Source organism: Pedobacter sp. BS3, from assembly GCF_008274585.1.
GTDB lineage: Bacteria > Bacteroidota > Bacteroidia > Sphingobacteriales > Sphingobacteriaceae > Hufsiella_A.
This window is the reverse complement of record NZ_VTRT01000007.1, coordinates 1-25,183: the sequence shown is the minus strand read 5'-3', so window position 1 is coordinate 25,183 and position 25,183 is coordinate 1. Positions and strand designations below refer to the sequence as shown.

The 25,183-nt window shown below is 44.7% G+C and carries 23 protein-coding genes; 17 read left to right on the top strand and 6 right to left on the bottom strand.

Annotation, left to right across the window (positions count from 1 at the left end; translation table 11 throughout):
• The 6 genes from FW774_RS16775 (at nucleotide 1) to FW774_RS16750 (ending at nucleotide 6,655) form a co-directional block, all read left to right on the top strand.
• Nucleotides 1–990 (top strand): acetylornithine carbamoyltransferase, encoded by a 990-nt coding sequence (locus FW774_RS16775; RefSeq protein WP_149349377.1) that lies wholly within the window; start codon nucleotides 1–3, stop codon nucleotides 988–990.
• A gap of 3 nt (nucleotides 991–993) precedes the next feature.
• Nucleotides 994–1,824: an acetylglutamate kinase gene (gene argB, locus FW774_RS16770; protein ID WP_149349376.1), complete on the top strand. Its 831-nt coding sequence runs from the start codon at nucleotides 994–996 to the stop codon at nucleotides 1,822–1,824.
• A gap of 18 nt (nucleotides 1,825–1,842) precedes the next feature.
• Nucleotides 1,843–2,646: a pyrroline-5-carboxylate reductase gene (gene proC / locus FW774_RS16765; RefSeq protein WP_149349375.1), complete on the top strand. Its 804-nt coding sequence runs from the start codon at nucleotides 1,843–1,845 to the stop codon at nucleotides 2,644–2,646.
• A 251-nt stretch (nucleotides 2,647–2,897) separates the two neighbouring features.
• Entirely contained in the window at nucleotides 2,898–3,968 is a 1,071-nt protein-coding gene (locus FW774_RS16760; protein ID WP_149349374.1) for a M20 family metallo-hydrolase, read from the top strand.
• Between the two features lie 90 nt (nucleotides 3,969–4,058).
• On the top strand, nucleotides 4,059–5,390 hold the full coding sequence (argH, locus tag FW774_RS16755) for an argininosuccinate lyase (RefSeq protein ID WP_149349373.1): 1,332 nt from the start codon (nucleotides 4,059–4,061) through the stop codon (nucleotides 5,388–5,390).
• 8 nt (nucleotides 5,391–5,398) lie between these two features.
• Nucleotides 5,399–6,655 carry a pyridoxal phosphate-dependent aminotransferase gene (locus FW774_RS16750; protein WP_149349372.1) on the top strand — a complete coding sequence of 419 codons (1,257 nt, stop codon included), beginning with the start codon at nucleotides 5,399–5,401 and terminating at the stop codon, nucleotides 6,653–6,655.
• A gap of 35 nt (nucleotides 6,656–6,690) precedes the next feature.
• On the opposite strand, the gene FW774_RS16745 is transcribed toward FW774_RS16750, so the two are convergent.
• Complete coding sequence (locus FW774_RS16745; protein WP_149349371.1) at nucleotides 6,691–8,166, bottom strand: MFS transporter; 1,476 nt, start codon at nucleotides 8,164–8,166, stop codon at nucleotides 6,691–6,693.
• Between the two features lie 120 nt (nucleotides 8,167–8,286).
• Between FW774_RS16745 and FW774_RS16740 the strand changes: the two genes are divergently transcribed.
• The 3 genes from FW774_RS16740 to FW774_RS16730 all read left to right on the top strand — a co-directional run bounded on the left by FW774_RS16740 (nucleotide 8,287) and on the right by FW774_RS16730 (nucleotide 12,492).
• Nucleotides 8,287–8,886 (top strand): TetR/AcrR family transcriptional regulator, encoded by a 600-nt coding sequence (locus tag FW774_RS16740; RefSeq protein ID WP_149349370.1) that lies wholly within the window; start codon nucleotides 8,287–8,289, stop codon nucleotides 8,884–8,886.
• A 125-nt stretch (nucleotides 8,887–9,011) separates the two neighbouring features.
• Complete coding sequence (locus tag FW774_RS16735) at nucleotides 9,012–10,742, top strand: ABC transporter ATP-binding protein (RefSeq protein WP_149349369.1); 1,731 nt, start codon at nucleotides 9,012–9,014, stop codon at nucleotides 10,740–10,742.
• Nucleotides 10,732–12,492, top strand: a complete 1,761-nt coding sequence (locus FW774_RS16730; protein WP_149349368.1) for an ABC transporter ATP-binding protein — start codon at nucleotides 10,732–10,734, stop codon at nucleotides 12,490–12,492. Before FW774_RS16735 ends, FW774_RS16730 begins: the two co-directional genes overlap by 11 nt.
• Here FW774_RS16730 and folP read toward each other — a convergent pair.
• On the bottom strand, nucleotides 12,489–13,370 hold the full coding sequence (gene folP, locus FW774_RS16725; RefSeq protein WP_149349367.1) for a dihydropteroate synthase: 882 nt from the start codon (nucleotides 13,368–13,370) through the stop codon (nucleotides 12,489–12,491). The two genes, FW774_RS16730 and folP, sit on opposite strands and share 4 nt — an antisense overlap.
• Nucleotides 13,371–13,428: 58 nt before the next feature.
• Between folP and FW774_RS16720 the strand changes: the two genes are divergently transcribed.
• The 4 genes from FW774_RS16720 to FW774_RS16705 all read left to right on the top strand — a co-directional run bounded on the left by FW774_RS16720 (nucleotide 13,429) and on the right by FW774_RS16705 (nucleotide 16,238).
• Complete coding sequence (locus tag FW774_RS16720) at nucleotides 13,429–13,965, top strand: DUF1599 domain-containing protein (RefSeq protein WP_149349366.1); 537 nt, start codon at nucleotides 13,429–13,431, stop codon at nucleotides 13,963–13,965.
• A gap of 1 nt (nucleotide 13,966) precedes the next feature.
• The gene (locus FW774_RS16715) at nucleotides 13,967–15,142 is read left to right on the top strand and encodes a BT_3928 family protein (protein WP_149349365.1); all 1,176 of its coding nucleotides are present in this window, start codon (nucleotides 13,967–13,969) and stop codon (nucleotides 15,140–15,142) included.
• A gap of 116 nt (nucleotides 15,143–15,258) precedes the next feature.
• Nucleotides 15,259–15,720 (top strand): DinB family protein, encoded by a 462-nt coding sequence (locus FW774_RS16710; protein WP_149349364.1) that lies wholly within the window; start codon nucleotides 15,259–15,261, stop codon nucleotides 15,718–15,720.
• Entirely contained in the window at nucleotides 15,717–16,238 is a 522-nt protein-coding gene (locus FW774_RS16705; RefSeq protein ID WP_149349363.1) for a shikimate kinase, read from the top strand. Before FW774_RS16710 ends, FW774_RS16705 begins: the two co-directional genes overlap by 4 nt.
• Before the next feature lie 827 nt (nucleotides 16,239–17,065).
• Here FW774_RS16705 and FW774_RS16700 read toward each other — a convergent pair.
• Together FW774_RS16700 and FW774_RS16695 are read right to left on the bottom strand one after the other, a co-directional pair.
• Complete coding sequence (locus FW774_RS16700; RefSeq protein ID WP_242457865.1) at nucleotides 17,066–18,208, bottom strand: lactonase family protein; 1,143 nt, start codon at nucleotides 18,206–18,208, stop codon at nucleotides 17,066–17,068.
• A 247-nt stretch (nucleotides 18,209–18,455) separates the two neighbouring features.
• The gene (locus FW774_RS16695; RefSeq protein WP_149349362.1) at nucleotides 18,456–19,628 is read right to left on the bottom strand and encodes a pseudouridine synthase; all 1,173 of its coding nucleotides are present in this window, start codon (nucleotides 19,626–19,628) and stop codon (nucleotides 18,456–18,458) included.
• Between the two features lie 213 nt (nucleotides 19,629–19,841).
• Between FW774_RS16695 and FW774_RS16690 the strand changes: the two genes are divergently transcribed.
• Both FW774_RS16690 and FW774_RS16685 read left to right on the top strand, forming a co-directional pair.
• Nucleotides 19,842–20,666 (top strand): lytic transglycosylase domain-containing protein, encoded by an 825-nt coding sequence (locus tag FW774_RS16690; RefSeq protein WP_149349361.1) that lies wholly within the window; start codon nucleotides 19,842–19,844, stop codon nucleotides 20,664–20,666.
• Nucleotides 20,667–20,757: 91 nt separating this feature from the next.
• Nucleotides 20,758–21,102 carry a phage holin family protein gene (locus tag FW774_RS16685; protein ID WP_149349575.1) on the top strand — a complete coding sequence of 115 codons (345 nt, stop codon included), beginning with the start codon at nucleotides 20,758–20,760 and terminating at the stop codon, nucleotides 21,100–21,102.
• A 134-nt stretch (nucleotides 21,103–21,236) separates the two neighbouring features.
• Here FW774_RS16685 and FW774_RS16680 read toward each other — a convergent pair whose 3' ends face one another.
• Nucleotides 21,237–22,091: a transglutaminase-like domain-containing protein gene (locus tag FW774_RS16680; RefSeq protein WP_149349574.1), complete on the bottom strand. Its 855-nt coding sequence runs from the start codon at nucleotides 22,089–22,091 to the stop codon at nucleotides 21,237–21,239.
• A gap of 141 nt (nucleotides 22,092–22,232) precedes the next feature.
• On the opposite strand from FW774_RS16680, the gene FW774_RS16675 reads away from it, so the two are divergent.
• Nucleotides 22,233–23,018 carry an O-methyltransferase gene (locus FW774_RS16675; protein ID WP_149349360.1) on the top strand — a complete coding sequence of 262 codons (786 nt, stop codon included), beginning with the start codon at nucleotides 22,233–22,235 and terminating at the stop codon, nucleotides 23,016–23,018.
• Nucleotides 23,019–23,075: 57 nt separating this feature from the next.
• Nucleotides 23,076–23,375: a hypothetical protein gene (locus FW774_RS16670; protein ID WP_149349359.1), complete on the top strand. Its 300-nt coding sequence runs from the start codon at nucleotides 23,076–23,078 to the stop codon at nucleotides 23,373–23,375.
• Between the two features lie 54 nt (nucleotides 23,376–23,429).
• Here the strand turns inward: FW774_RS16670 and FW774_RS16665 are convergent, their stop codons facing one another.
• Nucleotides 23,430–25,088, bottom strand: coding sequence for a T9SS type A sorting domain-containing protein (locus tag FW774_RS16665; protein WP_149349358.1), 1,659 nt, complete (start codon nucleotides 25,086–25,088; stop codon nucleotides 23,430–23,432).
• Between the last annotated feature and the right edge of the window lie 95 nt (nucleotides 25,089–25,183).

The following is a 25,183-nucleotide window of genomic DNA, read 5'->3' as shown; positions in this document are numbered from 1 at the left end:
ATGAGACTCTTCTCTTCCGTACACGATGTAACAGACATCAAAAAGTTAGTTCAGGATGCGTTGGATTTAAAAGCCAATCCGTATGCGCATCAGCATTTGGGGAAAAATAAAACCTTAGGGCTGGTATTCTTAAACCCCAGTTTGCGCACACGGTTAAGTACCCAAAAAGCTGCTATAAACCTGGGCATGAGTGTGATGGTAATGAACATGGATAAAGAAGGCTGGGCGCTTGAAACACAGGATGGCGTAGTAATGAACGGAACTACTGTAGAGCATATCCGCGAAGCGGCGGCTGTAATGGGACAGTATTGTGATATTCTCGGCCTGCGCTCATTCCCCAAGCTGCATAACCGCGAAGAAGATTACAACGAAGACTTCTTCAATAAATTTGTGAAATATTGCGGCGTTCCGGTAGTAAGTTTAGAGAGCGCTACCCGGCATCCGCTGCAAAGCCTTGCCGACCTGGTGACCATTACCGAAACATGGAAAGCTCACTCTCCTTCGGAGAAGGTTGGGGTGAGGCTTCCTAAAGTTGTACTTGCCTGGGCGCCGCATGTAAAAGCCCTGCCGCAGGCCGTACCTAACTCATTTGCCGAGTGGATGTGTCGTGCCCAACAGGAAAGCATGCTCGATTTTACCATTGCCCAACCTGAGGGATACGAATTAAATCCTGACTTTACACCCGGAGCAACCATTACCCACAGTTTAGAAGAAGCCCTGAGCGGAGCCGATTATATTTACGTAAAAAACTGGTCGAGCTATAAAGAATATGGTAGAGTATTAACTTATCCCGATGGCTGGATGATGAACAATGAAAAGCTGAAACTGACCAACAACGGGAAAGTAATGCATTGCCTGCCGGTACGCCGGGATTTGGAATTATCCTCTGAAATATTAGATGGCCCGAACTCGCTGGTTATTCACGAAGCCGGTAACAGGCTTTGGGCAGCACAGGCCGTATTGAAACAAATATTATCGGATTTACAATAAAACATGCAAAAGCCTTCACTCTACGTTATAAAAATCGGCGGCAATGTTATCGATAACTCCGAAAACCTGCACCAGTTCCTGCTGGATTTTACTGCTCTGAAAGGAAATAAAATCCTGGTACATGGTGGCGGTAAAATCGCTACCGAATTAAGCAAAACGCTGGGAATAGAAGCAAAAATGGTGGATGGTCGCCGGATAACCGATATTGAGACGTTGCGGGTAGTCACTATGGTTTACGCCGGACTCATCAATAAAAATATGGTAGCACAGCTACAGGCTAAAGGCTGCGATGCTATCGGGCTAACCGGAGCCGACGGGAATATTATCCGGGCAAAAAAACGTCCAATCCAAAAAGTCTCTCCCTTAGGGGGAGATTTAGAGGGGGCTTCCATTGATTACGGTTTTGTAGGTGATTTGGATGAACATTCGGTACGCACAGACGCTCTGGACAAATTATTGCAAAGCAATTTCGTTCCCGTGTTTTCGGCCATTACACACGATGGCGAAAGCCAGTTGCTCAATACCAATGCCGATACCATTGCATCGGCGCTGGCAGTAGCCATGTCATCAATATATGAAACCAATTTGGTATATTGCTTTGAAAAGAAAGGGGTTTTGCGGGATGTTAACGATGAGGCATCGGTTGTGCATGAAATCAAAGCTGACCAGTTTGAGCAATTAAAAGCCGATGGTATAGTTGCCGGTGGAATGATTCCCAAATTGCAAAACGCGTTTGATGCTATCCGAAAAGGGGTTAATGCGGTATATATCGGCAAATCCGATGAGCTTGACCAGTTGGATAACAATACTTTTGGCACCAAAATGCTGAAATAACGGCTAAAAATTAATAACATGAAGAAAATAGCTATTCTGGGTAGTGGAAATATGGGTTTGGCGCTTGCCAGCGGATTGGTAAAGGCCAATTATGTTAACGCCGGTGATATTACGCTAACCCGCAGAAATTTAAGTGCGCTAAACACGTATGCGGAGCAGGGCTATCAGGTAACCAGCGATAACCGGCAGGCTGTCACAGAATCATCTGTTGTGATACTGGCTGTATTGCCACAACAGCTGAATACTTTATTTGAGCAAATTAAACCAGCTATAAATCCGCAAAAGCATTTGGTTATTTCCATCATTTCCGGAGTAAGCTGCCAGGATATACGTGCCAAGCTGGGTAACGATGTACGCGTGGTACGTGTTATGCCGAACACCGCTATTTCCATTGGCCAGTCCATGACGTGCATGGCTACCGACAATGCCGGCAAAGACGATATGGACGAAGTTACCCGCATGTTTGAAACTGTAGGCGCTGTAGTTACCATTAATGAAAGCCTGATGACATCGGCCACAGCCTTATGTGCCTGCGGCATCGCGTTTTTCCTGCGTGCCATCCGGGCGGCATCGCAGGGCGGCGTTGAAATCGGGTTTCATGCCGATGAAGCATTGAAAATGGCGGTACAAACCGCAAAGGGCGCTGCCGACCTGCTATTATTAAATCAAAGTCACCCGGAATCTGAAATTGATAAAGTGACTTCGCCTAAAGGATGTACCATTGCCGGTTTAAACGAAATGGAACACCAGGGGTTCAGTTCGGCCTTAATTAAAGGCATCCGGTTATCGGCACAAAAAGCAGGCGGATTGTATAATGATTAACAGGTTTTACAACCAATTTAATAAGCTGGGTCCGTTCATCATACGTCATTCCTGCGTAGGCAGGAATCTTAAAGCAAGGGATAAAGAATTTGTACAAATGGTCTAATTACACATACTAATCGCATTAAGATGCCAAATCAAATCCGGCATGACGAAAATGAATGGATGTGCATAAAATATAAAAAGTGAACCGGATTTATGAAGAGTGATAGTATCACTCGTAAATCTAAATCATATATCTAAATCGAATAATGGAATTAAACAAACTGGCGGATGAAAGTATCGGCTTGCTAAAAAAGCTGATAGCAACACCTTCGTTCAGCAAAGAAGAGCGGCAAACCGCACAGATTATCGAGCTGTTTTTAAAGCAGCACGGTGTCAGGACATATACCAAACTGAATAATATCTGGGCGTATAACAAATATTTCGATGCATCGAAACCAACCATTCTGTTAAACTCGCATCACGATACGGTAAAACCTAATTCGGGTTATACCCGCGACCCGTTTTCACCTGATGTTGAGGATGGAATTTTGTACGGCCTCGGCAGTAACGATGCCGGCGGATGCCTCGTTTCGCTTATCGCCACCTTTTTGTATTTCTATCCGCAGGAAAATTTAAACTATAATTTCTGCCTGGCCACAACCGCCGAAGAAGAAATATCCGGAAACAATGGTTTGGAGCTCGTAATTCCCGATTTAGGCCCCCTGGAGTTTGCCATTGTGGGCGAACCAACCCAGATGAATCTGGCCATTGCCGAACGCGGATTGATGGTTCTGGACTGTACCGTACATGGAAAAGCCGGTCATGCGGCCCGAGAAGAAGGAGAAAACGCCATTTATAAAGCATTGAACGATATCGAATGGTTCAGGACGTTCCAGTTTCCGAAAGTTTCTGAGGTTTTTGGCCCGCTGAAGATGACCGTAACCATTATCAACGCCGGTTCGCAGCATAATGTGGTTCCGGCAACCTGTACCTTTACTGTCGACGTTCGTGTAACCGACGCTTACCGCAACGAAGAAGTGCTCGATATTATCCGGCAGCATGTTTCGTGCGAAGTGAAACCGCGTTCCATCCGGTTAAAGCCTTCATCCATCGATAAAAATCACCCGATTGTTCAGGCCGGCCTGTCTTTGGGCAGAACAACGTACGGTTCGCCAACAACATCAGACCAGGCATTGCTGGATATTCCGTCGCTAAAGCTTGGTCCCGGCGATTCGGGACGTTCGCATATAGCCGATGAATTTATCTACGTGGATGAAATCCGCGAGGGCATAACGCTCTACGTGCAGATGTTGGAAAAAATCGTAAAGAATGCCTGAGCTGCCAATGTATAAACAAGGCTGCGGGAATTAATTTATTAACGTATTTTTGGCATCGTTGCAACAATTTGGCTTTTTAGCCTATAACTCATGAAGATCTGGCAAAAAAATACAGACGTTAACAAACAGGTAGAAGCCTTTACCGTTGGGCAGGATCGTGAATTGGACCGTGAGATGGCCGCCTTTGATGTATTGGGTTCGCTGGCGCATACGCGGATGCTTGAAAGTATTGGCCTGATGACCCAAAGCGACCTGGAGCTGGTACAACAGGAGTTGAAAAATATCTATCGCGAGATTGAATCCGGTCAATTCACCATTGAAGATAGCGTGGAAGACGTTCACTCGCAGGTAGAATGGCTGCTTACCCAGCGTATCGGCGAAGCCGGTAAAAAGATTCACAGCGGCCGCTCACGCAATGACCAGGTTTTGGTTGACCTGAAATTGTTTTTCCGCAGCCGTATTGAAGAGATGGTGCAAAATGTTGAGGCATTGTTTGAGCAGCTTATCGCGTTAAGCGAAGAACATAAAGATAAGCTGTTGCCCGGCTATACCCATTTGCAGATAGCCATGCCGTCGTCGTTCGGCTTATGGTTCGGCGCTTATGCTGAAAGCCTGGTGGATGATATGGAGCTGATGCTGGCTGCCTGGAAGGTATGTAACAAAAATCCATTGGGTTCCGCTGCCGGTTATGGTTCATCGTTCCCCTTAAACCGTACCATGACCACTGAATTGCTGGGATTTGATGCCTTGAATTATAACGTGGTTTATGCACAGATGGGCCGGGGAAAAACTGAGCGTATCCTGGCGCAAGCCATGTCATCAGTTGCGGCTACGCTGGCCAAATTTTCAATGGATGTTTGCCTGTTCATTAACCAGAATTTCGGGTTCATCAGTTTCCCGGACGAGCTGACAACCGGTTCGAGCATTATGCCGCATAAAAAAAACCCGGACGTTTTTGAGCTGATACGGTCGCGGTGCAACAAGATACAGGCGTTGCCCAATGAAATTGCGCTGATGACCACCAACCTGCCATCGGGCTATCATCGCGATTTGCAATTGCTGAAAGAAAACCTGTTCCCGGCGTTTACTTCGCTAAACGAATGCCTTGAAATAGCAACCTTCATGCTGCAAAACATCAGCGTAAAAAATAATATCCTGGATGATGAAAAGTACACTTACTTGTTCAGCGTGGAAGTAGTAAACAACGAGGTATTGAAAGGCGTACCTTTCCGCGAGGCCTATAAAAATGTTGGTGCAAACATCGAAAAAGGAACTTTTAAACCATTAAAAACCGTAAATCATACACACGAAGGAAGTATCGGCAATTTATGCAACCCCGAAATTAAAACTGCGTTCCAGACGGTTATCAGCCAGTTCGGGTTTGAAAAAGTGCATAACGCCGTACAACAATTATTAGCATAACAGATACAATGAGTATATCCAGATTAGCGCAGAATCTTACCGGTTCTGAAATTATAAAGATTGCAGGCGAAATTAACGAGCTGAAAAAACAAGGACAAAACATTGCCAACCTGACCATTGGCGATTTCGATTCCAATATTTACCCTATTCCGGCAGAGCTGAAACAGGCTATTGTGCAATCGTACGATAACAACCAGACCAATTATCCGCCGGCAGACGGTGTGCTGGATCTGCGCCAGAGCGTTTCTGAATTTCTGAAAACACGTTACGGCCTGGAATATGCCGCTAACCAGATTCTGATATCCGGTGGCTCGAGGCCGTTAATTTATGGTACTTACCTCACGCTGGTTGACCCGGGCGACAAGGTGATCTTTCCGGCGCCATCCTGGAACAATAACCATTACTGCGATTTGACCTCCGCTAGTGGTGTGATGGTGCAAACCCATGCGGATAATAATTTTATGCCTACGGCTGATGATATCCGGCCGCATGTTAAGGGGGCAACCATGCTGGCTTTGTGCTCTCCATTGAACCCAACGGGAACCATGTTCCGGAAGTCTGACCTGGAAGCTATCTGTGATGTGGTGATTGAAGAAAACAAATCGCGTAAAGCAGGAGAAAAACCGCTTTATATTTTATACGACCAGATTTATTCGCAATTAACCTTTGGCGATTTTGAACATTACGACCCGGTAAGCTTGCGTCCGGAGCTGAAGGACTATGTCGTGTTTATCGACGGAAGCTCCAAATGTTTCGCGGCTACGGGCGTACGTGTGGGCTGGGGATTTGGTCCGGCACATATTATTGATAACATGAAAGCCATTGTAGGGCACATGGGCGCCTGGGCACCAAAAGCCGAACAGGTAGCCATGGCCGGTTTTTTGCGTAATGCTGCTGCCGTGGATAATTTCCTGGACAATTTTAAACAGCGTATCCGTAAAAGTCTGGACGCGTTATATACCGGATTTCAGCAACTGAAATCGGAAGGTTTCCCGGTTAACGCTATTGAGCCAATGGGCGCTATTTACCTGACGGTTCAAATCGATATCAAAGGCAAAACCACACCGGATGGTAAAGTGCTGAACGATTCGGCTGATATTAATTCATACCTGATCAAGGAGGCTAAAGGCGCTTTGGTACCTTTCTCAGCCTTCGGCACCGGCCATGATCTGACCTGGTTCCGGGCATCGGTTGGCGCATGCTCGCTGGCGGATATTGAAGCCATGATACCACGGGTTCGGGAAGCGTTGGCGAAGCTGAAATAGTTATTGCGTAGACAATTCCTGTATCAAGGTCTTTGTCAGATCTTTGTATAAGGCCGTCCTTTCTTTCGTAAAATGGCCTTAAGCTGCTCGTGCCAGCTGATGATGTTTCCGATCAGGAAATATTCCTTCAGGTTACTGCGGATACTGGTGCGCATGATCCGCTTCACAATATCTTTATCCACCTCGCCCACTTCCTTTACACGTGTCAGCAGTTCCAGCGAGAACAGTGCGAGCAACGCACCAATCAGGAACAGAAAATTCCATTCGTGCAGCTCAACCAAACGAAATACTTTATTAATATGCGGACTAATCCATTGAGCCGAAATATGCAGGCTCCGGTTGGTAAAATAATCGGCCAGAACGCCGCCCAATAACGGGCCCAGCGAAGAGAATATCGCTGTAACGATATTTTTTACCGAAAGATACACAATAGCATCCTCTTTTGGCGCCAGCTTCAGGCCAATATTGGTTAGCGAAAGATTGACGCCCGCAGTAGCGATACCCGTAAACATATAAATGATAGCCAGTAAAATAAGGTTTGCATACCGTTGCGAGTAAATGCCCACAAAGCACCAGGCTATAATACATACAATATACAGCGGTGCGCTTAACGCGATAATACTTTTATTGCTGTAACGGTCGGAGAAAATGCCCCACATCCGTAAGGTCAGAATACTAAACAACTGACTAACAATAGTAAGAATAATTATATACGAAAGCGGTAATCCCAGGCCCTTCAGCAGGAAAACCGTAAAAAACGGCGTAGCGATATTCAGGGCAAATACCCAGGCCGAATTAAATACCAGCAAACGCCGGAAATTAGCATTTTTAAGCGGCTGTCTGAATAAGGTAAACATATTGGCATTCGATACGTGAGCCATCGGTTCAGGAGCCTTTGACAGGATGTACCCGCCGGTAACGCCAATTACACCGGCTATTATAAAGAAAATGGCATAGGTGGTAAGCTCGTATTGCTTATAACGTTCTTTTATGAAGTCTAATACCAACGCCAGTATGATACTAAGCACCACATTAAGAGTTTGAGTGTACCTGCTGCGACGTGAAAAATAACTACCCAGCATATTTTCAGGAACCATATCCTTCATCCACGAATTCCAGCTTGGTCCGGCAATAGAACCGAAGAAATAGTAAAAAAACAGGAAGAAGATAAGCAGGTTAAGCGTGCCATTCGAAAACCATAACACGCTAACGCCAATAATAATAAGCGGTATCCGTGCCAGAAAAGCACAATACACTGCAATAGCCCGCCGGTTATTAAATCTGCGAACCAGCCAGATCGAAAGCATTTGCGAAATATTGGTAACCAGCGATAACGTTGCCAGCAAACCAATCTGTACGTTATTAGCTCCCAGCAGCAAAGCCATGGCTACCAGGAACGCCCCGCCGGTAAAAACGGTCATCACCTCGACAGACAGGCCGTCCCAGATAACTATCCGCAATCCTTTCTGTATCTCCTCATCCGTTAAAACTTCTTTAGGCTTTAAGTTCATAAGATATTCTTCAACGGTACTGCAGAACTTCTTATGCAATTATCATTCCTGTAATATTTCTATAAGAAATTTCTCTTGACCCTTTTAAAAGAATGAACATTCATTTATATTTATCGGCGAATGAGGAACCGTGACAGTAATAAAGAGATAAAGCTCAGGCAAACTGCCCTGGATATGATTGTAAAAAAGGGCCTGGACGAATTCAGCATACAAAAGCTGGCCAGGGCTGCAGGAGTATCGCCGGCCACCATTTACATTTATTACAAAGATAAAGAGGACCTGATTTTGAGCTTATACAAAGAAGAAAGTCAGCGAATGTCCGAAGAAACCATGAAAAATTTCGACCCGGCTATGCCTTTCAGCGAAGGGCTGCGCATCCAATGGATGAATCGCTCAAGATACATTATGGAGCATAAAGACAAAGCAATTTTCATAGAGCAAATCCGGCATTCATCACTTCACGAAAAAGTAATTGGTATGGTAAATGAAACGTTTAAAGATAAAATGGATCGGTTTGTGCACCATGCCATTGAGCGAAAAGAATTGGTCAAAGTCCCGGTGGAAGTGTACTGGTCAGTGGCATTTGCGCCATTGTACAGCCTGGTACAGTTTCACCAGTTAGGCGTAAATATGGCCGGAAATAAATTCACCCTTTCGGAAGATATTATGAACCAAACCCTGGAAATTGTATTAAAAGGCCTGAAACCGGATGAAAGTTGAAAGTGAAAAGTTGAAAGTGAAAAGCGATAAAAGAGATACAAGAACATAGAATCAAGAAACAAGATAAAGAGCATAAACTACCTCCCTCTCCTTTGGAGAGAGGGGTGAGGCCACAAAGCAAACACATGAACAAACCAACAAATAACAATAAACCGGGAGTTTTTAGTCTCCTGAAACCCTACAGCGGGTTGCTGGCATTGCTTATTCTACTGGCCTTGCTGGGTAACGGCTTAAACCTATGGCTACCTAAAATTATCGGGAACGGCATTGATGCATTCAATCACGATAATTTTTCGTTTAACCGCATCATTATACAATTTGCTGCCATTGCCGTGGTGGTATTTGTGTTCACTTACCTGCAAAGCATTATCCAAACCTATGCTTCAGAACGGGTAGCCCGCGACCTCCGGACACAGCTCTCAGATAAAATATCGGCACAAAGCTTTGCCTTCATCGAAGAAGCTAACCCGGCCAAGCTGTTAACCAATCTTACCGCCGATGTAGACTCCATCAAGCAGTTTGTGGCACAAGCCATTGTTTCCATTGCCTCATCGCTGTTCATCATTATCGGGGCAAGCATCCTGCTCATCAGCATTAACTGGAAACTGGCTTTGGCAGTTATTGCCATTATCCCAATTATCGGGGGAACATTCTTCCTGGTTTTGCGCAAGGTACGACCGCTATTTATCCAAAGCCGCGGCGTAATAGACTGGCTTAACAAGGTCATTAACGAAAGTATTTTAGGTTCAGCGCTCATCCGCGTCATTAACTCACAACAACTGGAGTACAATAAATTCCTCGAAGCCAATACCAAAGCCAAAAGCTTCGGTTTAGCCATCTTACGACTATTTGCCGGGCTAATACCGGTCATTGTTTTTACAGCCAACATGGCCGCTTTGGCTATCCTGTTGCTGGGCGGACATTTTGTAATAAACGGCAACATGAGCCTGGGCGATTTTGCGGCATTTAACAGTTACCTGGCCATGCTGATTTTCCCGATATTGGTTATTGGTTTTATGAGCAATGTGATTGCCCAGGCCACAGCTTCGTATAATCGGATAAGCCATGTGATAGAAGCGCCGGTAACAGCAAGCACCGGAACATTGAACACACCGTTAAGCGGCGCAATCAGCCTGGAAGACGTGACATTAACTTACCACCAGAAACCGGCATTAAAACATATTTCCTTCTCGGTCGAACCTGGTTCCCGGACAGCCATTATCGGACCTACAGCGGCCGGAAAAACGCAATTGCTGTACCTGCTCACCGGGTTGGTTCAGCCTGATTCCGGTACCATTCTGTATGATGGTCATGCCATTAGCGAGTACCACGCCGAAACCTTTTATAAACAGGTTGGTTTTGTATTCCAGGATAGCATTATTTTCAACATGAGCATCCGCGAGAATATCGCCTTTAGCGATACTGTGACGGATGCCTCGCTGGAAAAAGCCATAGCTACCGCCGAGCTCGGCGGATTCATTGAAAGCCTGCCCGAAAAATTAGATACCCTGGTTTCAGAACGTGGTTCCAGCCTTTCTGGCGGACAGAAACAACGCATCATGCTGGCCAGGGCACTGGCTGTTAATCCTACAATCCTGCTGTTGGATGATTTTACCGCCCGTGTAGATACACATACCGAACAACAAATATTAGCCAATATCCGGAAGAATTATCCTGACCTGACCCTGTTATCGGTTACACAAAAAATTGCTTCGGTTGAGCATTACGACCAGATTATCCTGCTAATGGAAGGCGAAATGATTGCCAGAGGCACACATCAGCAACTGCTGACCAACAGTCCGGAATATATCCAGATACTTGAATCACAACAAAGCACCAGCAACTATGAATTATAACCTCAATCAACTTTTTGAGCAGCAAAAAAACGTTTCAACTTACGCCGCACTCAAAAAGCTGTTCCAGCTTATCCAGCACGAAAAAAGAAACCTGACGCTGGCCTTTATAGCGATACTCCTGAATGCCGCATTAAACCTGCTGGGGCCTTTCCTGATTGGTCATACCATTGATACGTATGTGGTCACCAAACAATATCATGGCGTGCTGGTTTTTTCGGGCATACTGTTCACCATGTACCTTATGGCGCTGGTAACCGGCTACCTGCAAACCAAGCTGATGGGCAGCGTGGGACAACGCATGCTGTTTACCCTGCGTAATGCTATCTTTAATAAGCTGCAACAATTGCCGGTTGCATTTTTTAACCAGAATAAGGCCGGCGACCTCATTTCACGGGTCAATAACGATACCGATAAAATCAACCAGTTCTTTTCGCAATCGCTGATGCAGTTTATCGGCAGCATCTTTACCATGCTCGGCGCCGGGATTTTCCTGCTGGTCATTAACGTTGAGCTTGGTGCCGCTGCGCTGGTTCCCGCCGTATTTATCTTACTGTTTACCAGAATTGTATCACCCTGGGTGAAGAAAAAGAATGCCGTTAACCTGAAAAGCGTGGGCGGCATGAGCGCCGAAATCCAGGAAAGCCTGGATAACTTTAAAGTTATTATCGCGTTTAACCGCCGTGATTATTTCCGCAAACGGTTTAACGATGCTAACCGGCAGAATTACCGCACGGCTATTAGCGCCGGTCTGGCCAATAATATCTTCATGCCCGTTTATGGATTATTCGCCAGCATCGCCCAGCTCATTGTGCTCGCATTTGGTATCTACCTGATTGCCGCCGGACAGTTCAGCATCGGTTTACTGGTGAGTTACCTCTCTTATACCACCAATTTTTATAATCCGCTGAGGCAGTTGGCCGCCCTGTGGTCAAACTTCCAGGTGGCTATGGCCGGATGGGACCGCATTTCGCTCATACTGGCGCTTGATACCAATTTAACTGTTGTAGATAACCCGGAAGCCGGTTCGGCTGATGCCCTGCTTGAATTTAAGGACGTTCATTTCAGCTATCCGGGAGGCAAAGAAATATTACACCACATCAACCTCAGGCTGGAACGCGGGAAAACTTACGCCCTGGTTGGCCCTACCGGAGGCGGGAAAACTACAACCGCTTCGTTAATGGCCCGCCTGTACGACCCTACCCAGGGAACCGTTTTCCTGGACGGTAAGGATATCCGTTCATATAGCGATACTGAACGTACCCGGAAAATTGGCTTTATCTTACAGGAACCTTTCTTATTTACCGGCACGATTAAGGATAATATCCTTTACGGGAACGAGTTTTACCGCGATTACAGCAATGAACAATTGTACGAGCTTATCCGGGCAACCGGACTGGAAGAATTGCTGGCGCTTTTTGAAAACGGACTGGAAACACAGGTGCTGCCCGGAGCGAACAGCATCAGCCTTGGTCAGAAACAGGTTATTGCCTTTATACGGGCCGTACTTCGTAATCCGGAGGTGCTGATTTTAGACGAAGCAACAGCCAATATTGATACGGTGACCGAAAAGCTGCTGGATAAAATATTGAACAAGCTACCAAAAGATACCACATTGGTGATTATTGCACATCGCTTAAATACCATTGAAAATGCCGACGAAATTTATTTTGTCAATTCAGGCGAAGTGGTTCGTGCCGGTTCATTACAGGATGCGGTGGATAAGCTGCTGCATGGACGAAGGGCGAGTTAGCCGGAAGTAAAAGGCAATACCGTCGATGTTGTAACCGACACAATTTGAATACATTCCACAGCTTCCTTTACATCGTGCACCCGTAAAATTGAAGCGCCTTTCAGCAAAGCGATGGTATTTGCTGCCGTTGTTGCGTTCAATGCTTCCTGCGGTGTTATGTTGAGCAGCTTATACAACATCGATTTTCGGGATAGCCCCGCCAGTACCGGCAGTTCCAGCACCTTAAGCTGCTCCATCGCGTTAAGCAACCTGTAATTATCTTTCAGGGTCTTGGCAAATCCAAAGCCCGGATCAATGATCACATCGGGTACACCCAGCTCTTTTAACCGCTGAACTTTAGCGCTAAAATAGGCGATCATCTCGCCCACCAGATCGTCATAATCCGTTAATGTTTGCATGGTTTTGGGCGTTCCCCGCATGTGCATCATGATGTACGGAACATTCAGGTTCGCCATCGTATCAAACATATCCTTATCCAGCTCACCAGCCGAAATATCATTGATAATATGCGCTCCTTCTCCGATAGCAGCACGGGCAACCGCCGACCTGAAGGTATCTACCGAAATAATGGCTTCAGGAAATTCCCTCACGATAGCTTGTATTACCGGTAGCAATCGCTGCAATTCCTCACTCTCCGGAATATCGGCCGCATCCGGTCGCGATGAATAAGCGCCAATATCAATAAAGGTAGCCCCCTCTTCCAGCATCCGGCCCACCTGTTGCAGGGCCTTATCGGGAACATCATGCCTGCCGCCATCAAAAAAAGAATCGGGCGTAATGTTCAATATTCCCATTACCCTGGGCAGGGAAAGATCAATCAGCTTTCCCGCTGCATTTAACGTTGTCTTTGAATTAAAAAATGTATTTTTATCGCACATAAATTAGTACAGCAAAGTACTAACAATTTGATTGTTTCACCAAAAAAACACAGAAAGCTTGTCAGCCAGAACATCAGCAGAATACGATTCGGTTATTAAAACCTGTAAGGACTTATTTTTAAAGAAAACCACCGATTACGGCACGGCATGGCGCATACTTCGCCTCAGCTCTATTACCGACCAGATATTTATCAAGGCCCAGCGTATTCGCACACTCGAAGAGAAAAAAATATCTAAAGTTGGCGAGGGTATTGTATCTGAATACATAGGCATTGTGAATTATTGTGCTATTGCCATGATGCAACTGGAACTGAGCGACAACGATAAGATGGAACTGAGCGCTGAAGAAGTTGAACCTTTGTTCGATAAAAAAGTAGCCGAAACCAGGGAACTGATGTTCGCTAAAAATCACGATTATGGTGAAGCCTGGCGTGATATGCGTATCAGCTCATTAACGGATCTGATACTGATGAAGCTGCTGCGGGTGAAGCAGATTGAAGATAACCAGGGGCAAACCCTGGCATCCGAAGGCGTAAAAGCAAACTACCAGGATATGCTGAATTATGCCGTTTTTGCCCTGATTAAACTAAGCTGATATGGAAAAACGTACCGTTTCTGCAAACAAGTTTGTGGTTGAAGCCGCTAAATGGCTGGTTGGATTATTGTTTATCTTTTCAGGATTGATCAAAGCCAACGATCCGCTGGGGTTCAGCTATAAATTGCAGGAATATTTCGAAGTTTTTCACCTGCTGTTTCTCAATGATTTTGCTACTGCAATTGCTATCAGCCTGTGCGCCCTCGAAATTATTTTAGGAGCCGCCCTGATACTGGGCATTAAGGGTATTAAAGTAGCCTGGGGCTTACTGCTGCTCATTATATTCTTCACATTTCTTACCTTTTATTCGGCAGCCTTTGATGTGGTGCGTACCTGTGGTTGCTTTGGCGATGCCATTCCGTTAACGCCCTGGCAATCGTTCAGCAAAGACCTGGTATTGCTGGTATTGATTATTGTCCTGTTTGTTAACCGAAAACGGATACAACCGGTTATTACATCCGCGAAAGCACAGCAAATTGTGCTGCTGCTCATTATCATGATCGGCTTTGGAGTGGGTATTTACACCTACAATTACCTGCCGGTGATGGATTTTCTTCCCTATAAGATCGGCGCTAATTTACCCGAGGAAATGAAAATACCTCCGGGAGCACCGCTGGATGAATATGAGATCACCTATAACCTCGTCAACAAAAAAACCGGTGAAAAGAAAATCATGACCGATAAAGAATACCTGAAAACGGAAATATGGAAGGACGAGAACTGGCTAATTACCGGCGAACCGAAAAGCCGGCTGGTAAAAGAAGGTTATCACGCGAAGATCAGCGATCTGAAAATTACCGATGCACAAGGCACCGATTATACCAGCGAACTGCTTGAAAATCCTTACTATAACCTGGTTATTGTTGCATACGATCTGAAGGCAACCGACATTCATGCCATTGGCGATATGAATGCGCTGGCAATTAATGCCGCCGAAAATTATAATATTCGTACCGTGCTGCTCACATCGGCATCGGCGCAGGACGCACAGGCTTTTGCCAGACAAAATAAGTTGATGATGGAAATATTCTATGCCGATGCCGTTCCGCTAAAAAGTATGGTAAGGGCTAATCCCGGGTTGTTGCTATTAAAAAATGGCGTGGTGATTAATAAGTGGCATTATCACACCTTACCGGGTTACCAGGAGCTTGAGAATAAGTATTTTCAGCATTATTAAGTGAGGGTAATGCTCATCGGGATTTGTAATCCCGATGGCTATAACTCCGGATTTAAAATCCGGGATCAGGCCAATATAAGCCAGTTATAAGATTTTTAATTTTGACTTTAATAATCATGCAAAGCTTTCGCGATAAACTTGATGATCTACTAAACTATACCTTTATAGCCGATAAACGTATTATCTCGGTATTTGAAAGCATGACCTCACCTATTCCCCAGGCCGAAGCCCTGTTCAGCCATGTATTAAACTCACAACACATTTGGGTTAAGCGTATGCAATACGAACCGCAGGAATACGAACGGTTTCAGCATCATTCTGTCAGCAATTTCCGGCAAATTCAGGCCGAAAATGCCAGCTTATTGCGATATTGCCTGGATACCTACCCGCTGGAAACCAGGGTAAGCTATGCCAATTCACAAGGTGAAGAATTTACGGATGCTGTAGGCGATATTTTATTTCACGTTATCAATCATTCAACCTATCACCGGGCACAAATTGCTTCTATTTTCCGCAAAGGCGGATATCAGCCACCGGTTACCGACTATATCTTTATGAAACGGGAGGGTTTGCTATGAGAATTTTCCTGGTAGGATTTATGGGTTGCGGAAAAACTACGCATGGCCGCAAACTGGCCAATAAATTGAATTATGAATTTATCGACCTGGATAAACTGTTTGAAGATCGCACCGGAATGTCAATACCCGAATATTTCAACCGGTTTGGCGAACAGGCATTCCGTGAGTATGAACGGGATATGCTGCAATCCTATCCTTTTAGCGAAAACGTAGTGATAGCAACCGGTGGCGGATTACCCTGCTTTTTTGATAACATGACCTGGATGAATGAACATGGCACCACGGTTTATATCTCCATGTCCCCCGAAGCATTGGCAGCACGTCTCGATACACCGAATGTACATGAACGGCCGGCTTTACAAAACCTGCGTGGCGAAGCGCTGGTTAACCTGATACGCGAACGGCTGGCCACCCGCGGACAATTTTATTCACAAGCGCAGCATATCCTGGATGGCATGAGCCTCACTGCTGAGAGGATTGCAGGTCATTTGGGAGCTTCTCCCCAGCCTTTGGGTTAGTATTGGGTAGTGCGTATTGAGACTATCCCGGTTAGCGCTCGTTTGCAACGAGTGCAGCCTTATCCGACGTTTATAACGTCACAAAAAAATGCTTGTTTGTGATACAATCACAACAAAATAAAGCACTCGTTACAAACGAGCGCTATCACCTGGCTTACACAAGACTATGATGTGAGAACATACGCCATACACATCGCAACACACAATTTGTTTAATGTACAAACTTCAAACAAACCGCTTGCGCTCGTTTGCAACGAGTGCAGCCTTATCCGACGTTTATAACGTCACAAAAAAATGCTTGTTTGTGATACAATCACAACAAAATAAAGCACTCGTTACAAACGAGCGCTATCACCTGGCTTACACAAGACTATGATGTGAGAACATACGCCATACACATCGCAACACACAATTTGTTTAATGTACAAACTTCAAACAAACCGCTTGCGCTCGTTTGCAACGAGTGCAGCCTTATCCGACGTTTATAACGTCACAAAAAAATGCTTGTTTGTGATACAATCACAACAAAATAAAGCACTCGTTACAAACGAGCGCTATCACCTGGCTTACACAAGATTATGATGTGAGAACATACGCCATACACATCGCGACAAGCAATTGTTTAATGTACAAACTTCAAACAAACCGCTTGCGCTCGCTTGTAACGAGTGCAGCCTTATCAGGTGTTTATAACGCCACAAAAAAATGCTTGTTTGTGATACAATCACAACAAAATAAAGCACTCGTTACAAACGAGCGCTATCACCTGGCTTACACAAGATTATGATGTGAGAACATACGCCATACACATCGCGACAAGCAATTGTTTAATGTACAAACTTCAAACAAACCGGTTGGCCAACTTCCAGCTTATTACCGTTATAGGTTAACAGTCCGGTGGTTTTATTGCGTTTGAATACATAGATGTCATTGGTATCCTGGTTGGCAACCAGCAAAAAATTGCCGGTTGGGTCGATGGCAAAATCACGCGGGTGCGTACCTTTTGACGATTCCCGGCCAACGTATGTTAATTTACCGGTGTGGGTATTGATTTTATAGATCACAATTTCATTCAAATCAAGCCGGTTTGATGCATATAAAAACTTGCCATCAGGTGAGATATGAATGGCTGCCGCTCCTGCTTTCCCTGTAAAACCTTCGGGCAGCATACTTGTACTTTGCAATTGTTTTAACATACCATCTTTATAACGGAAGGCGATCACGTTGCTTCCCATTTCGGTTATCAGGTAGGCAAATTTACCATTGTTGCTAAACACCAAATGCCGCGGACCGTTCCCGGCCTTAACCTGCACATACGGAGGATTCGCGGCAGCTAACGGCTTTGACTTATTATCCGCCGAAAGGCGATAACTATAAATCTTATCAGTCCCTAAATCAGACACAAAAACAAACTTATTATCCGGCGACAATACCGTACTATGCACATGCGGTTCCTGCTGCCGGGTGGGATTGATACTTTTGCCGGTATGCTGAATAAGCTGCACACTGTCGCTTAATGAACCATCGTTGTTAAGCGGAATAGCGGTTAAGCTGCCTCCGGCATAATTAGCGGTAAATACATACTTAGCATGGGCATCAACAGCAATATAGCATGGGCCTGCACCAATCGAGGGTTTTTTAATAAGAAATTTAAGCCCACCTGTGGCCGCATCAAAATCATAGGCGTATACGCTTCCGTTGCGTTCTTTACCGAACTCCGAAACAGAATACACTTTGGTAAGGTCTGGTGAAAGCGCCAGGTACGATGGATTTTCGATACCTGTAGCCTTATTTTTAGGATTCAGGAATCCGGTTTCGGCATTGAACGTATATACGTAAATACCTTCGCTTTTGCCCGATTTGGTATAAGTGCCAATGAGCAGATTATAGGTTTGCGCTTCTGTTATTCCCATTGTGCTGATAAATGCGAAAAGCAATATAATCTTCTTGCCGAAAAAGTTTCTGTTCATTCCGTTGTTCGTCTTTCGTTGTTCGTTATCAGTATCAGGTCGCAGTAATTAGTATTAAGATAAACCATGTGATTAATTGTTTGCTTTATGCCTTAAACCGTCTACCTTCTTCCCGTCTTTTACCTTCTTGTCCCTTTCCAACTATCCGCCATGAACTATGAACCATAGACACTGTCAGCTGTCAATTATCATCTGTCAATTGTCATCTGTCAACTGTCATCATTTACCCTCTTACGCCTTCAACCTTCTAATGTATCAAATGTTTTAGCTGGATGATCTCTTTTTCGTTAAGATAACGCCATTTACCGCGTGGCAGATCCTTCTTGGTCAAATTAGCATATACCGCCCGATCCAGCTTAACCACTTCGTAACCTAAATGTTCAAATATACGACGTACAATACGATTTTTACCACTATGTATCTGTATGCCTACTTCGCGTTTGCTGCCGCCTTGCACATAAGCTATACTGTCGGGTTTAATTGGCCCGTCTTCCAGCTCCAGGCCAAATGCTATTTTATTCAGATCGCCTTGCGAAAGGCTTTTATTCAGCTCTACGTGATACAGCTTGGTGATATTATTTTTAGGATGCGACAACTTCTCGGCCAGGTCACCGTCGTTGGTAAACAATAAGAGGCCTGTAGTATTCCGGTCTAAACGGCCGACGGGATAAATACGCTCCCGCGATGCTTTTTCTATCAGTTGCATAACGGTTCGACGCTCCTGCGGATCATCGGTAGTGGTGATATAATCTTTGGGTTTATTCAGCAGCACATACACCATTTTTTCACGTTTCAGCAGCTCGCCATTATAGCGGATAGCATCTTTTGCCGGATTAACCTTATGCCCCAGCTCCGATACCACCTCACCATTTACGGTGATCACACCGGCTGCGATCAGTTCGTCGGCTTTGCGGCGTGAACAGATACCTGCATTGGAAATATACCGGTTCAGGCGGATCAGCTCATCACTTTCTTTCGCTTTCTTACTGCGGGTAGGCACATGAAATTTTTCCTCGCTGGTCCAGCCTGGCTCCTCGTTTCGGTTGGAGTGTGTATTGGCCGTACGCTTACCAAATGGCTTTCTATCGCCGAAAGGCTTTTTACCGGCATACGGCTTATCGCCAGTGCGGGATTTCCGGTCGTCAGAAAACCGCTTTTCGCCGAAAGGCTTGCTCCTGTCGGATGTTCCTCTTTCGCCGTAAGGCTTTTTGAACGTTTTTTTATCACTCCACTCTGTAGAATCGCCTGAATATGGCTTACGCCTGCCCGGTTTGTTATCAGACGGACGGTCTCCGCTCCGGGCTGATCTTTCGCCACTAAAATTTCTTTTTGAGGTAGATTTTTGCGACCGGCCTGATGTTGACCTGCCTGAATTTCCGGACTTGTCGTCACGACTTTTCCTGTTAGACTGTTGTGGCATACGATGCTTTTTTGCCTTTGCTTGTAAAGGGGCACAAAGGTACAAAAATTAACAAACAATTGGCCCTTCAGTTTGCTTATTATCAGGTTGTAAGCCGCCATTCAAAAAACCGTTTTAACGGGTTGAAAAACGGCCATTTTTGTAACTATTTGGCAATTAAGCACATATTATATATCTTTGCTAACTTTTTTATTAAAAACAAGAAAGGATCACATGATTAAGAAACACCTGGTAGCGTGTTCTGTGATGCTGATCGTAACGCTCTCGGCCCGTATAGCGGCCAGCATACATACACCCAAAAAGGTAGCGATACCTCAACAGCGCACAGCAATACCTAACGCTGAATCTTTTCAGAATGATCTGGAAAGTTCTTTAAACTTCGCGAACGAAGACATACCTGTTGGTGATGCAAAAATAGATTACCGGATGACAAAAATCCTCAACGCTCACCGGTATTCTAACCTGCAAACAATGGTTTTACACCGCAAGGCGGCAAAATGGTTTCCGGTAATAGAGCCAATCCTGGAAATGTATGGCATTCCCAATGATTTTAAATACATCCCGCTGGTTGAAAGCGGATTACGCTCCGGAACATCGCCCAAAGGCGCCTCTGGTTATTGGCAGTTTATGCCAGGCACGGCACGTATTTTCGGGTTAAAGGTCAATAAACAAACAGACGAACGGCAGGACATACATAAATCGACCGTTGCGGCTTGTAAATATCTGCGCTCTATGTTCAACGATCTGAAAAGCTGGACACTGGTTGCCGCGGCCTATAACCTTGGCGATGTGAAGCTGAAAAAGCAGATCAACCGCCAGAACCAGGATAATTACTTCAAGCTCAGGCTTAACCCGGAAACGGGCACATACGTGTATAAGCTTATCTGCATGAAGATGATCATTGAGCATCCGGCCCGGTATGGATATGTTGAACGCCCGGCCTTGCTGGCCAGTGTGCAAAAGCGTTTTGACGGCAATTACACCGATCCGTTAACCGCACCGAATCTGGCTGATAAGCTACGTATTTTATATAATTAGCGTCACCCCGAAAACAAATCTACCAAAATATCCTTTATTCATTCAATATATGTATTTTGGCGGATAACTAATTATTAACCTGCGTACCATGATAAGACTTATTATTGAAATTATATTAATGGGCATTGCCGTTTCGGTAGCTGCATTCTTGATTCCGGGTGTACATGTTGACGGCTTTGGCAGCGCCATTATTGCCGGTATTTTAATTGCACTGGCTAATGCTACCATTGGCACCATATTACGGATACTTACCTTCCCGATCAATTTTCTGACGCTGGGGCTAATGTCGTTCATCATTACTGTTTTAATGGTGCTGTTAGTTGACAGGTTCATGGACAGCTTTAACACCAATGGTTTTTTATCGGCTATGCTGTTTGCCATTGTACTGGCTATTATAAAAATGATCTTCGGCAGCCTTGACCGGGAAACGGATTAAGTTATATAAGTTTTACGGTATAAGATGGCTTATAGTTCATGGTTCATAGCATATTGTCTGAGATCCGTAATGAGAAGCAAGACACAATGTAAAAGTTACTCCCTCTTCCGCCAACTGGCGGAGTTGGGGTGAGGCTATAAAAATATTTCCAGTAGCTCTTCCAGCTCTCTCACCTGCTCTTGGGAGCCTGATTTTTCATACGCACTGATCAGGTTGCGGATAATACGCTGAACAATGGCCGAATTGCTGCAAGGTTCATAAAACTGCCTGTCAGGTGCTATATTTAGCTGCTTCAGGAACGAATCAACATCCCGCCGTCCAAAGATAAATCCCCGGTTAAAGGCATTAATATAGAATATAACGCCATTTTCGAAATTGTCCTTCTGGCTTTCGTCAACATAAGCTAAAATAAAATGCTGGGGCAGGTTAACACCATAAACCGGTATATCCAGCTTTTGCGCAATAACAGAGTAAATGGTGGCCAGCAATATCTGGTTACCCTTCCGGGTTTCGAGCACCTGGCTCAGGTAAGAATTTTTAGCATCCTGGTGATTGGTAGTATTGCCCGAAAAGCCGTAAATATTGTACAAAACATGATTGATCAGCTTCACCTTCTCAATAGCGCTCATATCATACACCAGTTGCAGCCATATCTCACGCTTCATATCTTCGATCTGGTTGATCAGCTTCTGCTCATCCAGGTCGGGATAGTGATATTTATTAACCAGGATAACGCCCTGTAGCAGGTCAAAAGCGCCGCTTAGCTGCCACAGCTGCAAATCGTTCTTAACGTTCTGAAACTGGATGCGATGAATAAGGTTCTCAATACGCTGCTGTAAAACGCTGTCAAAAGATTGTTCCCAGGCATTTTCAAGATGCGAGATCACCTCGTTGCCATGTGTAAAAAGCCGGTCTTCCACATGGCTGGCAATTTCGGTATCCGGGTCATCCAGTAATTTAATCAGTGCTTCTATTTCTTTTACATCCATAACATCGTCCACATTTTTCAAGCATTGCAATTTACCAATAATCTGTTTAATTTTTATTAAGGCAGAAAGTAGAAGTCGAAGAACGAGTAATGAAAGACGGACACCTAACAAACTAAAAATCTAAAGCCGTAACTTCGCCGCATGGTTAACCTGCAATTTGTAAGAAATTATTTACAACATTATTTCCCGGCCAAAACCCGTCATGGCGTACATTCGCCGTTTGTATACCGATTGGTGGATGAGGTTATATACGATACCGGTGCGAAGCCCGTTTACCACGAAATTGAAGCGTTACGACGCCAGCTTTTGCATGATGAGCGCAGCATTACCGTTACCGATCTGGGCGCCGGTTCGCATGTGAATAAAAACCGTACCAGACAGGTAAAACAGATCGCCAGACATGCCTTAAAACCGCCTAAGCTGGCCCAGTTGATTTACCGGCTTGCCGCAAGATCTGATCCTTCAACCATCATCGAGCTTGGTACCTGCCTGGGCATTACCACCTCGTATCTTTCCAAAGCTGCCCCCAAAGCCCGGATCATTTCTATAGAAGGATGTCCGCAAACTTCGGCCATTGCCGGCGAAACCCTCAAACAGGCATCAGCGGCAAATGTTGAGCTGCTTACAGGCAACTTCGATACCATCCTTCCCGGTATTATTCATGATCTTGACCGGATAGACTTCATGTTCATCGATGGTAATCACCGTAAGGATGCCACACTGAGCTATTTTAACTGGAGCTTACCCAAAGTGCACGAAGATACCATACTGATATTTGATGATATTTACTGGAGCGCCGGTATGATGGAAGCCTGGCAACGCATCAAAGATCATCCGCAGGTAACCGTAACCGTAGACCTGTTCTGGATCGGCCTGGTATTCTTTAAAACAGGACAGGCAAAAGAGCATTTTAAAATCAGGTACTGATTTTTTGATTCTGGCAAGGTAATTGGTTGTATGTATACAAACCAACATAATTACTTTATGGACACGTTAAAAAAATTTGAACTGATGCAAAAAATTGTCCGCGAACTGGAAGATCTGCAGCATTCACAACAGGCAATCATTCAGAAGATCGGGAAAATTGAAGTTGATAACATTGAACTGGGCGATAAACGTCTGGAAAAAGACCTGACCGATATGCATCAACGCGTTTCTGACAACCTTGATACCATAAGTGCTATCCAGGCTTACTTTGCCGATAAAACCGAAAATTTCGGCAATAAAAATAATGTGGAAGGGCTGAAAGAGCAGCAAGCCATCAACCAGGCTTCCGGGCATTAATGGGATTATATAACGCTGTCAGGGTTTAAAACCCTGACAGCGTTGCAAATCTTTTTATTTCTTTATCACTTTTTCAGTTACCTTAACGCCATTCCCCACAAACATCAGGAAATAATTACCTGCCGGGTAACCCGAAAGGTTAAAAGCAGCGCTTTGAGCCTCGTGGTCCATCGCCTGTTCGGTTAATATCCTTCCCGTCATATCCGTAAGTATTACATTATTGTACTTACCCTTTTCGAAGTTAGCATGGATACTACCCGTAGTTGGATTGGGAAAAATGTTATAGGTTATACGTTGTAAGTTATACGTTAATAGTTTTACACCCAGCTCGGTGGTCTTACCATCCAAATCTACTTGTACCAGCTTGTAGTAGTTGTTACCATATAATGGCGCAGCATCATAGAAAATATAATTACTGGTTATTGTTGTAGTTCCTGCACCCTCTTTCTCTCCTATCCGAATAAATTTCCCGTCATCGCCGCTGCGGTAAACAATAAATTTGCGGTTGTTCTGCTCCGAAGCTGTTTGCCATTGCAGCAAAGCCCGGTTACCATCGGCTTTCGCAGTAAACGTGAGCAGAGAAACAGGCAACGGAGTATCATCCTGATATTCGTAAGCGCCTATATCTATTACCCCTGCCGATGCATAATTATATACCCGCGGATTACCTGCCAGATCAGTGGTGCTGGCATCCAAACCGGCATATAAGCCATTATTCCCGGCATTGATGGCCGGACTACCTGCCTGTAAGGTATAATTATCAGAAGATATATCGGCAAATAACGGATTCTGGTTTATCACATTGGTTGTAAACATATTGGGAGCCGAATAGGTACTGTTTATCAGGCAATTGGTCACCTCGCCATTGGCATCGGCCGCTGTTACTACATTTGTTCCGCTGGCATCTGTCCATAGAATAGAATTGCTTAAATCAAAGGCAGTAGTTCCGTCTACCTGCAAAACGCCGCCATACTGACTATACAGCGTTGAATTAAGCAGTTGCAGATTTGACTGGTTGTTATATACCAGCACAAAAGCGCCATTTTCGGTAGTATAAAACAAGCTGTTGTTTACTGATACCGTAGCATTTTTCCGTAGCGCTATAGCGGAACCATAATTGGTACTTTGGTTATTATCAAATACGCAGCCTGTAATTGTGGTACTCCCCTGTCCAAAGGCCATGATTGCAGCGCCCATACCTCCATTTACTCCACCCTGCGAAGCATTATTGACACTGTTATTTACAAAAGTACATCCGCTAATTTCAGCTGAATACGAACCGCTTACGCCTTCATAACCCGCATCAGCCAGATTGAATAGATTGATAGCCGCTCCCTCGTATTCCGCATAATTATTCTCAAATCGGCACCCGCTTATTTTTAACCGGTTTGAAGATGTAGCGGCAGCATCACAATATATTGCCCCGCTTTGAAACGCTCTGTTATTAATAAAGGTACAATTACTAATGGTTGGCGTAATATTAACTTCTTCTCCCCACGAGGTTATAAATACTGCACTGCCCGAAAACCGCGGATATAGACCATCATTGGTAACAGAACCTGAATTAGCATTTCCCGATGTAAACTCAAAACCGTCAATAACCGTAGAATTATCTATGGGATTGTGAACGCTGGAATTTTCATCATACGCAATAGCCATGATATGGTAACTGTTGTCTGTAACATTATTCGCGGTTCCTATATCACCGCTCAATATGGTTTTATTGTTTACAACGTGTTGTGCGATTAAAAAGCCAAAGCATATTTTAAATGATTTAGCGGTCTGTTATTCTGTTTATTGATGAACTG